The 13,513-nt window shown below is 37.0% G+C and carries 12 protein-coding genes; 5 read left to right on the top strand and 7 right to left on the bottom strand.

Annotation, left to right across the window (positions count from 1 at the left end; translation table 11 throughout):
- The 4 genes from EL17_RS05750 to EL17_RS05735 all read right to left on the bottom strand — a co-directional run bounded on the left by EL17_RS05750 (position 1) and on the right by EL17_RS05735 (position 3,861).
- The gene (locus tag EL17_RS05750) at positions 1-312 is read right to left on the bottom strand and encodes a DNA-directed RNA polymerase subunit omega (protein ID WP_035071325.1); all 312 of its coding nucleotides are present in this window, start codon (positions 310-312) and stop codon (positions 1-3) included.
- 14 nt (positions 313-326) lie between these two features.
- The gene (locus EL17_RS05745; protein ID WP_035071322.1) at positions 327-1,268 is read right to left on the bottom strand and encodes an outer membrane protein assembly factor BamD; all 942 of its coding nucleotides are present in this window, start codon (positions 1,266-1,268) and stop codon (positions 327-329) included.
- 68 nt (positions 1,269-1,336) lie between these two features.
- The gene (locus EL17_RS05740) at positions 1,337-2,053 is read right to left on the bottom strand and encodes a T9SS type A sorting domain-containing protein (RefSeq protein WP_051719824.1); all 717 of its coding nucleotides are present in this window, start codon (positions 2,051-2,053) and stop codon (positions 1,337-1,339) included.
- Positions 2,054-2,217: 164 nt separating this feature from the next.
- A complete protein-coding gene (locus tag EL17_RS05735; RefSeq protein ID WP_051719823.1) occupies positions 2,218-3,861 on the bottom strand; it encodes an OstA-like protein in 1,644 nt (547 codons plus the stop codon).
- A gap of 48 nt (positions 3,862-3,909) precedes the next feature.
- On the opposite strand from EL17_RS05735, the gene tilS reads away from it, so the two are divergent.
- The 4 genes from tilS to EL17_RS05715 all read left to right on the top strand — a co-directional run bounded on the left by tilS (position 3,910) and on the right by EL17_RS05715 (position 9,678).
- Positions 3,910-5,229 carry a tRNA lysidine(34) synthetase TilS gene (tilS, locus tag EL17_RS05730; protein ID WP_035071315.1) on the top strand — a complete coding sequence of 440 codons (1,320 nt, stop codon included), beginning with the start codon at positions 3,910-3,912 and terminating at the stop codon, positions 5,227-5,229.
- Entirely contained in the window at positions 5,229-5,744 is a 516-nt protein-coding gene (locus EL17_RS05725) for a Crp/Fnr family transcriptional regulator (RefSeq protein WP_035071311.1), read from the top strand. The genes tilS and EL17_RS05725 overlap by 1 nt, the downstream gene beginning before the upstream one ends.
- A gap of 141 nt (positions 5,745-5,885) precedes the next feature.
- The gene (gene mdh / locus EL17_RS05720; protein ID WP_035071309.1) at positions 5,886-6,824 is read left to right on the top strand and encodes a malate dehydrogenase; all 939 of its coding nucleotides are present in this window, start codon (positions 5,886-5,888) and stop codon (positions 6,822-6,824) included.
- Positions 6,825-6,948: 124 nt separating this feature from the next.
- On the top strand, positions 6,949-9,678 hold the full coding sequence (locus EL17_RS05715; RefSeq protein ID WP_051719822.1) for a hypothetical protein: 2,730 nt from the start codon (positions 6,949-6,951) through the stop codon (positions 9,676-9,678).
- A gap of 105 nt (positions 9,679-9,783) precedes the next feature.
- Here EL17_RS05715 and EL17_RS05710 read toward each other — a convergent pair whose 3' ends face one another.
- Complete coding sequence (locus EL17_RS05710; RefSeq protein ID WP_035071306.1) at positions 9,784-10,500, bottom strand: VTT domain-containing protein; 717 nt, start codon at positions 10,498-10,500, stop codon at positions 9,784-9,786.
- Between the two features lie 81 nt (positions 10,501-10,581).
- Between EL17_RS05710 and EL17_RS05705 the strand changes: the two genes are divergently transcribed.
- Positions 10,582-11,727, top strand: a complete 1,146-nt coding sequence (locus EL17_RS05705; RefSeq protein WP_035071304.1) for a cystathionine gamma-synthase — start codon at positions 10,582-10,584, stop codon at positions 11,725-11,727.
- Here EL17_RS05705 and EL17_RS05700 read toward each other — a convergent pair.
- Positions 11,724-12,554, bottom strand: a complete 831-nt coding sequence (locus EL17_RS05700; RefSeq protein ID WP_035071302.1) for a hypothetical protein — start codon at positions 12,552-12,554, stop codon at positions 11,724-11,726. The genes EL17_RS05705 and EL17_RS05700 overlap by 4 nt on opposite strands.
- A 3-nt stretch (positions 12,555-12,557) precedes the next feature.
- Positions 12,558-13,511 carry a Smr/MutS family protein gene (locus EL17_RS05695; protein WP_035071300.1) on the bottom strand — a complete coding sequence of 318 codons (954 nt, stop codon included), beginning with the start codon at positions 13,509-13,511 and terminating at the stop codon, positions 12,558-12,560.
- Positions 13,512-13,513: the final 2 nt, after the last annotated feature.

The following is a 13,513-nucleotide window of genomic DNA, read 5'->3' as shown; positions in this document are numbered from 1 at the left end:
TTATTCTTGCGTAAGCTCAGGGTCACGGGAATAAATTTTCCCTTCCATAAACTCCTCCATAGCCAATGTGGTAGGCTTAGGCATTCTTTCGTAGAACTTAGAGATTTCTATCTGTTCTTTATTCTCAAATACTTCTTCAAGATTATCTACTGTAGATGCAAATTCAGATAGTTTATTGTTCAACTCTTCCTTCATAGTAGAAGAAATCTGCTTTGCCCTTTGAGATACTACATGAAGTGATTCATATAAATTGCCTGTCTTTTCCGCAATTTTGTCTAAATCTCTGGTAACGATAGAAGGATTAACTGCCATTGTATATTTATTTTTTATTGATTTCCTGTATTGATTTCTACGTTTCTCAAAGCCTCACTGGCTTCTTTGTTTCTTTTTTCTTCCTCAGCAGCTTCTCTTGCTGCGGCTGTTCGTGATTCATAATCCTGTTTTAGCTTCAAATGATTGGTCAGTTCTGCCCTGGACTGATTGCCCATGTTGGTGACTTTTCCAGTGTATGAACTGTCAGGGAATCTCCTGGAAAAGGTCTCTGCGAACCCGATTGACTGGTTCAGCCTTTCCTCTTTTTTATTGAAAACACTTCGCTCCGCATATGCGGCGCTAACTTCAACTAATTTATAGGCGAGTTCTTCATTATATTTACTGTCAGGATAATTTTTTGCAAAATTCTGAAAGTTTACTATACAAGCTCTGTAAAATTCTCCCGGAAATAATCCGTCTGTAAGCCTATAGTACATTTTGGACTCTTGGTATGCTTTTTCCTCAAATCTTCTTTGAAGATCGTCTATCATAGTCATGGCTCTTTCGTATGAATCTGACTCTGGGAATCTATTGATAAACATCTGAATGGCATTTACAGCATCCCGGCTGCTACGCTGATCCAAGTTAAAATCAGGTGAATCCATATATAAGGCATAAGCATGCATAAAAAACGCTTCCTCTGCCATAGGACTTCTGTTATAGGTATCGTAGAAGGTTTTGAAATATCCTGCTGCTTCTATGTATCTTTTGATTCGGAAGTGAGAATAGGCATAATTAAACTCAGCTAGTTCTGAGCGCTCACTTCCCCTTATTACAGGAAGTACTTTGTCATATAGAATGATGGCTTTGTTATAGTCACCTTTAACATAATATTCGTTAGCTGCTGTATATAGCTGATCCCAGTTGGTGCTTTTCTCCAATTTGTAGAATTTACCACAGGAGCTGACAGATACAGCTAGCATAAGGACCAATATATATAAACTTACTTTTCTCATCATTTTTAAAACTGCAAATATATGGGAATTAAATTTTGTATCAAACTTTAGAGAGGCGGTGTCGTGTTCTATCTTTTAACAACGAGCTTTTTGGTCACTATATTTTTATTGTCTACTATAACTGTATAAAAATAAATGCCAGGGTTTAGTTCACTTACGTTAATCGAGATGGTTTCCTGATCTGGATCCAATGTCAAATCATAAACAGGATTGCCGATAAAGCTGTTTAGAACTACTTTAACATTGGCATTTTTATTTTTAATTTTATAATCCAGGTGCGCGATCCTATTACTTGGATTTGGATAGATGCTACCGATGGATATATCTTTATGGTTGATTTCACCCCCATCGGCATTTGGATTAGAAACATCATAAACTGCCTCTATGATAAAGGTGTCTTTATTGTTTTCAATATGACTGAAATGAAGATCGAAGGTGCCACGTGTTTCAGTTATGCCTAAGCCAAATTCTATATAAAGATCAGTAATCACTTCCCCTGGCTTCATGACCAGCTTTATCTTATTCATGTCCTTTCTGGGGTCATAGCACTGCTCGCCTATGCAAAGTTTTATGTTTTGACTTGATCCGATGTTGCCCCTTAAGAATTTCAGTATATATTCTTTTTGTTGGTTGGACTCATTATGTAAGATCAGGGATTTTCTTTGTATGGTATTGATTTTTCCAGTAAATTCTACAGCTTGGTTTAAAACACGCACCTGTTTAGCTTCAGCATTTAGCTGAAGCAAACAAAAAATCAAGCACAGGAACTTTAAACAGTTATTCATGTAAAATTTAATCGATAAGCCTGTGAATCAATAGTTAGAGTTGATATAATATACTATAAAACTACTGATAAGGTTTTTACTTTTAAAGAATAACCGGTTAAATTATGTTAACCTCAATAAAATTTTTTTTGTACTGATTCGTTTATAGAAATCCTTTACTGGGGTTAGGGTATATAAGCTTGGTTTTCAGTATTTTCAAAATGGTGTTCTTCTATATTTATTTGGATTTCATCATCGCTGGGATAGGGTATGATGATATCAGGTTCATCAAAGAAGTTAAACCCTTTTTCTCTGATGCGTGGTGTTCTCCAGTCCAATACCATGGCCATAGTAGGTTTTTCATCTTCCCTCCAGGCAAAGCCTTCTAGTCTTTGGTCATCTTTTTTGATGATATGGGGAGGGGTAAAGCTTGCATCTGGTTTTACACTGTGATTGATCTTTTGGATCTGACCGTCCGAAAAGTGCATGATTATTCTTGCGCATAAAAGCTTATTCATTCCTTTGAAGAGCGTGTCTCTTTCCAAGGCAAAATAAAGTGACTCTCCATTTCCTTCTACGTCTAATTTGGTCATGTCTCCATTTAAAAAGAATCCGGTCATTTTTCTTCCTTTTATTTGGTTATAATTGTTTAAAGTATCTCGGGTGATAGCAAAGGTATTATGTTTAAGATAGGTTCGGTCGATATCTTCATTAGCTATAAGAAAATTAATGCTGTCAGCTGATATCTGGCTTTTATTGTTCCATAGAAGTGGATCCTTAAATAGGTAAATAGTGGAGTCTGAATAAATATATGTCAATGAATCCGCCTTTCCGGACATCCCTCCCTTTATAAATCTTACGCCGTTAAACGCTGTCATATATCTGTCTTCCACTATCTCACTGTCCTGCGTGATAAGTGTGTCTGCTATCATAAACATGGTGTCCGCTTCGAAATACTTCCTTACCAGGGCATTGCCTATTACCTGAGAATATTTTCGGTCTTCCCAGTATTTCCCCTCGTCCCCGAATACTTCCGTTTTTCTTTCTTTGTTATATATACTGACATTGTCCTTTGCTTCATAGTATTGCGCTAGTTCGTCATAAAAAAGCACATCACCTGAGATCAGACTGGTTTCACTTTCCGCATCTCCGTCATAAAATCTGAATGTTTTTAGCTGGGTGTCATAGAAGCTACTTATTTGTGCATTTAACCTGTTGCCTTCGGCTGATACTATATTGGTGACACCTACTGTTTCAGCAGTTTTAGGGATAGTGTAATAGTAGAGAAGTCTGGATTTCAAGGTGTAGTCAGGATTTACGAGTACTACTTTTTCGGTAAAGGTTATTTTCTCTATCTGTGTTTCATACACCCCTTTTTCACTGGTGAGCACATTGGTGCTGTCTACTACCCTGCCGTCATTAAAATAGGTGGCCACCCCTGTAAGTCTGTCATAATCCAAGAAGTCTGTATATAAGGTAGTTTCCTCATTTTTGAAAACTACATTGTTTCTCAGCTTGGCTAGCCTGGTATTGCCATCATATTCTGCATATCTGCTGGTAGTGGTGATAGGGTCTTTTTGGTCCACAATTCGGACATTACCAAAAAGTTTGGCAAAATTATCTTGGCTATAAAAATAGGCTGAATCACAGTATATCAGTGAATTTTGATGTTTCATCTTTACATCACCGATCAGACGTTCCACTCCCCGACCCCCCAGTAGGGTTTCTGCATTTAAGATTTCTAATTGATTGGAAGTGTTCTGGGCCAATCCCCACTGGATGCTTAGCATCCAGCATATCATTACAGGTAATAATTTCTTTATGATCATTTCTAAATACTAAACGGCAAAATTAGCAGAAAATGGTATTTTTGATTTATGATTGAGCACTTTATCCGACATATACGGCAAAAAAACCTTTTAGATTTCGAAAAAACATACTTCATAGCTATCAGTGGTGGCATGGATTCGGTGGTTTTATCCTACCTAATGCATTTATCAAAAATAAAATTCATTTTAGCCCACTGTAATTTTAGGTTGCGCGGAGAAGAAAGTGATGGAGATGAGGCTTTTGTCAGGGAGTGGGGTCAAAAATTAGGAGTAGAAGTGGTAGTGGGTTATTTTGACACAGATGATTATGCCAAAAATAATGGCGTATCCACACAAATGGCCGCACGGGATTTGAGGTATCAGTGGTTTGATGACTTAATAGCAGAGCGAAAGCTTGCTGGCGTAGTGGTGGCTCATCATCTTGATGATCAAGTAGAGACAGTGCTGCTCAATCTCATGAGGGGCACCGGTATAGAAGGAATCTACGGAATGGCCGATAAAAGAGAAAAAATCATACGGCCACTCCTTGATTTTTCTAAAACTCAGATTCAAACCTACGCTTTGTCCGTCCCCCTGTCTTGGAGAGAAGACAGCAGTAATGCTAAGGATGTGTATAAAAGAAATCATCTGAGAAATAAGATACTTCCTCTGATCCGAAAGCATGATGAGAATGCTATAGCACTGATGGAGATGAGTTTTGATAGGATAAAGGATACGGGGCGCGCTTTTTTTTATTTTTTGCAGGAATGGCTGGATCGCCATCTTGAAATCAGAGGGAATTATCAGATGCTGCCTCTGGATCAACTTAAATCTGTCCCTGGTTACAAATCTCTGATTTACTATTGGTTAAAGGATTATGGATTCAATTATTTTCAGACCGAGGATATTGCCCGGTCTATAGCTAAAAATACTGTAGGAAAACTTTTTTATGGGTCTTTAGGGGAAGCAAATATTGATAGGTATCAACTTATCCTGAAAACTGGCAAAGAATCTGACACTGCTCTTTTCCTAGAAGGTACAGAAGAAAATTTTATATGCGGAGGACAAATATTTTCCATGACTACAGCTTTTTCCGTTCAGATAGATAAAAGTCCACAAAATGCCATGCTAGATATGGATAATCTTACATTTCCCTTAATGATAAGAAAATGGGAAGAAGGGGATAGGTTTATTCCTTTGGGCATGAAAAACTTTAAAAAGGTAAGCGATTTTTTAATAGATTTGAAGATACCATTAATTCATAAGCAAAATGTTAAAGTATTATGCTCTGGGGGAAACATAGCATGGATTATAGGTTTAAGAGTTGATGATCGCTTTAAAATCACGTCCAAAACCAAAACAGTGTTACATATAAAAAGACAGAATTGATGTTAAACCCTTTTAAAAAAAAATATAGTGGTTCAGAACTCAAGACCTTTGATTTTTTATCCAGGGTAAAATTTTTCAATAGGTTAAAAAACAGTGAGCTGGAGAGGTTTCTCCCTGGTATCCATTATCGTAAATATAAAAAGGACGAAGTGGTTTTTTTCAGTAAAGACCCCTCTCAGGCAATATATATTGTAAGAAATGGATCAGTCAATCTCACAATAGACATCAAAGATAACTTTGAAGGGATTTTAAAGGTCAAAGGTGGAGAATGTTTTGGGGAAAATGCCTTATTGGAAAATACGAATAGGGTGTATACGGCTATAGTTGAATCAGATGAGGCTGATCTTATGGTTATACCTCATTATGCGATTCAGGAGATTTTTGATTCCAATGCGGAGATAAAATCAAAGATGATCACCTCATTGGCCGAATTTTATAATGAAAATAACCATAGATTATTTAAGTCTTATCAATCATCTTTTGGTTTCTTTAGTTTGAACCAAATGTTCAAATAATGAATTAATTGTTTCTTTAAGGCTTTTTTCTTGGAAAAGGGTGTTAAGTATTCAATGGATTACTTTATAAAACAGGCTTAGTTTAATAACTTAGCGGACTATTACAAAAATTTCTATAAAATCTATTTAAAAATATAAATCATGACTAAAGTAACCGTAGTTGGAGCAGGTAATGTCGGTGCCACATGTGCTGACGTATTAGCTTACAGAGAAATAGCAGAAGAGATTGTCTTGATAGACATCAAAGAAGGAGTGGCTGAAGGCAAAGCGCTCGATATATGGCAAAAGGCCCCGATAAATGTATACGATAGCAGGACAGTCGGGAGTACTAATGACTATTCCAAAACTGCGGATTCTGATGTAGTAGTAATAACATCTGGCCTTCCGCGTAAACCAGGGATGACAAGAGACGACCTGATCGAGACCAATGCAGGTATCGTAAAATCTGTAACTGAAAACGTAATCAAACACTCTCCAAACGCCATCATCATTGTAGTGTCCAATCCGCTGGATGTGATGACCTATCAGGCACATATTACATCTAAGTTTTCAAGAATGAAAGTTATAGGCATGGCTGGGATATTGGATACCGCCAGATATAGGGCATTTATAGCTGAAGAACTTAATATATCACCCAAAGAAATCCAGGCGATCCTTATGGGCGGTCACGGTGATACCATGGTGCCGCTTCCTAGGTACACTACTGTAGCTGGGATACCGGTGACAGAACTGATCGCAAAAGATAAGCTTGATGCTATTATAGAAAGAACCAAATTTGGTGGTGGAGAGTTAGTTAAACTAATGGGCACATCTGCCTGGTATGCACCAGGATCTGCTGCTGCACAGATGGTAGAGTCTATAATAAAGAATCAGAAGAGAGTGTTTCCAGTTTGTATAAAACTAGACGGTGAGTATGGCATCGATGATTGTTATCTTGGTGTACCGGTGATTTTAGGCAAAAATGGCGTTGAAAAAGTATTAGAATTAGAATTAAATAGCGAAGAAAAGGAATTGTTGGAAACTTCCAGAACTCATGTCAAAGAGGTGATGGGTGTTTTGGATAAAATCTCTGAGAAATAATACAAAAAAAATTTGTAGTGGAAATCCCGGTCATTTGGCCGGGATTTTATTTTTTTGTATGAAATATATAATTTAAATGCTAATCTTAAGTTTTTAAATTTTAACCTCAAATAAATGCCTCCCAGTGAAGATCATTAAGGTTTTGCTTGTGATATTATTGATAGCTTCCACGCTAGTGGGAGGGTATCTATTGGTAAGTGAATACTTGTTTAAATCTCACTATAATGCAGTACAGCTGGTACCTTCAGATGCTGTTATGGTATTTGAAACTACTGAGCCCATACAGACCTGGAATCAAATGGTGTCCCAACCCTTGTGGGAAAGATTATCGGATATCCCCTCTCTCAAAAAATTTGAAGGGCAGTTGGTAGCTTTGGACAGCCTCATGGGTGGAAGTGGAAAGCTGGACAAAACATTGAAAGGAAATCAAATGGTGATATCTTTTCATACTACAGGAAAAGAAGAGTTTGATTTTCTGTTTTCCATTGCATTTAGGGACAGTCAAGAAAATGAAGATTTTTTTAAAAATTTCCAAAGCAGCTTCCAAGAAGATACCAAAAAGAATAAACGGAATTATAGCGGTATTGCCATTTATGAAATCGAAAGAGCCAATGACGCTAATTCGTTTTCCTTTGCAATCATAAATAATGTTCTGATAGGGAGCTATACATCATTTTTGGTGGAAGATGCCATCAGAAGAACAAAAAATAAACGGCTTAAAAACTTTAAGGATGAATATCCGGAGCTTTTCCGGGCCGCTCCAAAAGGTGATGGGCTTGGTATAATAAGGGTATCTCATGTGGGGTTGGCCAATTTCCTTCAAACAATAGGTAGAACATCTGGAAATATGATGCAGGACACTTTTTCCAAAAACAGGATGTCTGCAAATCTCCAGGTAAGATTTGATAATAATAAATTATATTTAGACGGCGCATATTTTTATAAAGGTGGAAATGAGTTAAAATTCCCAAAAGTTTCAGCTGGAGGAAATCATGTATTCGGGCACCTGATTCCTAACAGGACTGCTGTATTGACTCAGTACAAGGTAAAAGACCCAAGAATGGTGAAGCATATCACCAATGATGCTTTTTTGACCAAAAGCACATTAAAAGGGGATCTTCAGCAATCATTTCCGGAAGAAGAATTTTTTGATTTGCTTAATGGAGAAATGATTTACATGATCATGGAAGAGGAGAATGGCAGTCAGGAAAGTGATCAGATCCTTTTGTTAAAGTCTAAAGATGCACCTGCCCAATTCAAAAAACTGAAAGAATTTGGTACGGGGACAGCCCAAAGCCGAATGCTCATATCTGATTTTCATAGAAACAAAGAGATTTTCTCCATAGGAGAGGAAGATTTTCCCGCCCATGTATTTGAAGGCCAGTTTGTAGGCTTTGCTGATACTTATATCACTTATCATGAAGATGTGCTGGTTTGGGGGAATAGCCTTAAATCAGTAAAGCGGTTTTTGGATGATCTAGAAAATGATAATACTTGGGGGAAAACGCTCAATAAAAAGAAATTATTGGATGCTATAGTAAAAGAATCAGGCTATAATTTTGTCCTGAATTTACCCCGCTTTTGGAATAGCCTTCTTGAGAGTAGTTCCCCAAAATGGACATCTCTTCTTCAAAAATATGCCCCTCAGATAAAATCCATCGATGTAGTTTCCTTTCAGCTGGAAGAAAAAGGTAATGAGCAGCTCATTCATATGGAAATAGGCTATAGTATTACTCCTTATACTTCTATAAGCGATATAGTCCTTCAGGAAAACCTTTCTGTAAGGTTTAACAGTGATCTCATTTATGGCCCTAAAGTGGTACGTAATTTTGCTGATAACAGCACTGAATATCTGGTTCAGGATGATCTGGGAAGGGTGCATCTGATTACCGAAGAAGGAGACTTGGTGTTTAGCGAGTATATAGAAGGTGAAATTATCAGTGATATATCTCAAATAGATTATTATAAAAACGGCAAACTACAAATGGTTTTTGCCACTGAAAATGCTCTTTATGGCTATGATAGGTTAGGCAATCTTCTGCCAGATTTCCCTATATCTTTACCAAATGGAAATTTAATCGACTATTTTAGCCTGTTGGATTATGAAAACACCCGGGACTACAGGTTTTTCGTAGCGACTACTACCGGTGAACTCTATTTGTTTGATAAATATGGGGAGATCATGGAAGGGTGGTCCCCTAAAAGAACGCCGGGTAGTTTAAGCACCAGGCCTGCCCACCATAGAATTCCGGGATTGGGAGATTATATGGTAGCGGTGAGTAAGACTGGCGAAATCCACATGCTTAACAGACGAGGAGAACTTCAGGCTGGCGAAGGAATCAATGTTGGGCAGGGCATTTCCAATCCATATATAGTACAGCAAAGAGGAAGATCAGCGGAGACTCAAATGGTTACCATTACAGATGAGGGCGAAGTCGTGAGTATTAACTTCAAAGGTGAATTTACCGATAGAAAACAACTGTATAGGCCTGATAGATCCAGTACTTTTCATCTAGTAAAGGACCAATCAGATGATAGATACCTGTTTATAGTCCATGATTATAACAGGATCAGTGTACTTAACCCTGAAACAGAGGTCATGTTTGAAAAGAATCTTTCCACTGAATCAGTTATTTTTCAGCTTTTTTCATTTGGTGGAGATAGAAGTATATTGGTAGTAATTGATCAGACCCAGGAATTTATATATTTATACAATCTTAAAGGAGACCTGCTCAATACCCGGCCTATCAGTGGAAAGCATCGTATAGATGTACGTTATTCACCCAGTAGAAATGAATATAGCATTTACAGTATCCATGAAAATATCTTGTCTGAATATAGAATGCCTTTTTAATATATGGAGTGTAAAGATTCATGCCCATAGTGAGCCAATTCCTGCCGATGGTAACCTATATCCCATAGTAAGACGGATATGAATTAAAAATAGGGATTGCTATAATTATTTTTTGTTACTGATAATAGGGCTTAATACCCTATATAATCCCCATATACTGGCCACAAAAAGCACTATAATTAATGTCAATTGAAAGTAATCCGTGGAGGTATCCATAGCCTCTGACAAAGTCTGGGCTAGGTATCCCGTCAGAAATGCTAAGGAGGTCCTAGGTAACATCCCCCACAGCCCTACCCAAATCACTTTCTTTAAATCCGCCCTGATCATGGCAAATAATAAGTTGGATAATGCAAAAGGAATAACCGGACTTAGCCGTAAAAAAAAAACAAGTTCACTCATTTTTTTTTCTTTTTTTAATATGAGGGCTTTAGTCTTGGGGTATCTTTCCAGAAGTATATCTAAACTATGTTCATCCAATGCAGTTCCTAATTTGAATCCAAGTATACTGGCAAGCGTATAGCTCAAGATTAGGACAAAAAAGGATTTCCATCCAAATACAAAGCCTGAAACTATTGCTATGAGTGTGGTAGGCATAACGGCGGCCCCCATGACCAAAGCTGTACCGATAAGATAGGTGAAGAAAATGGGCCACGTAAAGATGTCCATACCTTGGTAGGTATCTATATTGGAATAAAGAAATTTAAGAAAGAAAAAGCTCCCTATGGTAGGCATGATAGAAACCCAAATGACCGCCCATAGGATTGTAGGTTTGCGGCTCAGTATAATTTTCAATCGCTTGAAATTGGATTTTTTTTTGCTCATATTTGGGCAAATTTAATAGAATATTATAACGAAAGTGATTAAAATCTTTTCAAACTACACCTTATAATTGATAATAAAAATATGAAATTCGGAACAAAAGCTATACATGCGGGAATCATACCGGATCCTACTACAGGAGCCATCATGACTCCCATCTACCAGACGTCCACATATGTACAGCGATCACCTGGAGCTCACCAGGGATATGAATATTCTAGAACCCACAATCCTACCCGTACTGCTTTACAGGATAGCTTAGCGGCCTTAGAAAATGGTAAACATGGTCTATGCTTTTCTTCTGGTCTAGGAGCTATAGATGCTGTCATTAAGCTTTTGAACCCAGGAGATGAAGTGATCAGTACTAATGATCTTTATGGCGGATCGTATAGGATTTTCACTAAGATATTTTCCAAATATGGTATTAAGTTTCATTTCATCTCCATGGAGGAACCTGAAAATATAGAGAATTATATTAATGAAAAGACCAAACTTATATGGACAGAAACCCCTACTAATCCTATGATGAATATCATAGATATAGAAGCCATTTCTAAGATAGCTAAAAAGCATAATATTATGATGGGGGTGGATAATACATTTGCTACACCTTTCTTGCAGAACCCGTTGGATTTTGGTGCTGACCTGGTCATGCACTCTGTAACCAAATACCTAGGAGGGCATTCTGATGTAGTGATGGGAGCTCTGATAGTGAATGATGATGAACTGGCGGACCGTTTGGCTTTTATTCAAAATAGCTGTGGAGCCACTCCTGGCCCACAGGATTGTTTTTTAGTGTTAAGAGGTATTAAGACACTTCATTTAAGGATGGAAAGACACTGTCAAAATGGAAAAACCATAGCAGCCTATTTGAAAAATCATCCAAAGGTGGAAAAAGTATTTTGGCCCGGATTTGAAGATCATCCCAATCACCATATAGCTAAGAACCAAATGCGTGATTTTGGAGGAATGATATCCTTTACTTTAAAAAACAACCGGTTGGAAGATGCAGTAAAAATTTTAGAAAATCTTAAATTGTTTGCATTAGCTGAATCTTTGGGAGGTGTAGAATCTCTATGTGGTCATCCCGCTACTATGACTCACGCCAGTATTCCTAGAGCTGAAAGGGATAAGGTAGGATTATCAGATTCTTTGATTAGATTGAGCGTGGGTGTAGAAGATGTAGATGATCTTAAAGAAGATCTGTCAAATGCTTTAAACCAAATTTAATGTAATCTTTCTGTAAATAAGATTTTAGACTGGCTAATCACTTTCGTGGTTAGCTTTTTTTTACTCTTCTTAATGTCCTGAATTAAGTTTTTATATTTTTCGGTTATCATTTCTTTCTCAGAAAAAAAATGGGTGAGCTGCTGTAGTAAAAGGTGATTTTGGTACCATGAATAGAGGGATTTACTTAGATCATTCATGTCATCATGAATAGTAGGTGTAAATACAGCATTCAAGCCTGAAATCATTCTAAAATTTTCTATTGCTATAATTATCTGTAAAGATTCATAAATATCCTTAATGGATTTCGCAGTAGGCTCCTGTAAGCTGTCAAAATAAGAGAATTCCAGTTCTTCATTAATGATCTGAGTAGTAGCTGTATTTACCATTAAAGGCTTGATGCTGGTACTGTGCATTCTTACGTCCATATAAAGATCTTCCCATATACTGCCTGGTAGTGATAAGATATGGTCAAATATTTCTGTATATAAAATTGATTTTTCTTTAAGCAAATAATTTTCAAACGATCCATATGTCAGGGTGTGTGACTTGTCGGCCAATGCTTCACGTATCAATTTTAAATGAAGGACCTTTTTTAAAAGCTTAAAGAGCTTTTTAAAAGGTGAAAAAAGTTTGAATTTAAGGTCTTTTTCTTCAAAATGTATTTTACTGAGCAACTGGATATAAATTTCCAAAAAGATGAGCTTTTCTTCCAGTTCGATAGCCTTTTTCGTTTTAAATTGCTTTGATAGATCAGTAAATAGTTTACTGGAATTATCAAGTTGCTGTTCAAATAATTGAAAAACTGGCGTAACTTTTTCCTGATTCATATCCTAATTGATTCTGACCAATGTGGCGCCGTAGCCAAACCTGCTTTTTTGTGTGTCCTGAAAGTACTTAATATTTTCTAGTTGAGAAAGGTATTTATGTATTTCATTTTTTAGCACCCCGTTTCCTATCCCATGTATAAAAGAGATTTCGTCCATGCCGGAAGCTATAGCATAATTCAGGTTTTTCTCAAAAGTCTCCATCTGTAGTTTTAGCATTTCAGTATTGCTCATAAATTGATGGTCAGTGTTAAGCTTTTCTATGTGCAAATCTATTTCTTTTGCAGGTCTGTGAAATAGTGATTTGGGATCGTTAGAGATTTTATTGCCTTCATTTAAGGTTTGATTCAGTTGTTTGATATCTAGGTCTTGGCTATGCTGGTCGATCTGGAAGAGGTAACCTTCTTTTTCTAATAATGGAGCTTTCCCCCTGCTTTTAAAAAAAGCAGACGCTTTGAATTTGATTTTTCTTTCAAATGGCGGCAGCGTCTTTTCTGCCCGTTTGTTGATTGGGATCATTTGAAAAAGCAAGGAGGGCCACTGTTCAAAATCTTTGATTGATTTTTGATCAAATTTTTCATATGAATGGCGGCTAAGTACGCCAGAAGCCAAGGTTCTTGAATTAGTGCCGAATATTTCAGAAACCATGTACAGCTGGTCCTTTTCTGATAGATTGATAACGTATAAACTGTGATCTTTATCATTTAAAGGAACATAGCTGAGAAATATTCCTTCTTTTGTTATGGGGGATGTTTTATTTTCTATAGTAGGTTTTTCCACTACCTTCCCATCCCCAAAATACTGCCTTTCGGCAGCACTGATGAGTACTACCTCATTTTTCAACACTGGAATTCTAAATCCATCTTCGATTTCGATCTCCATTCTTCCGGCAGAAGATATTTTGGTGATCACACCTTCTTCGTTTCCTCTCAATAAACGTACTCTGTCTCCTATATTCATTT

The sequence above is a fragment of the Anditalea andensis genome, from assembly GCF_000714815.1.
Lineage (GTDB): Bacteria > Bacteroidota > Bacteroidia > Cytophagales > Cyclobacteriaceae > Anditalea > Anditalea andensis.
This window is presented reverse-complemented; position numbering and strand designations above follow the sequence as displayed.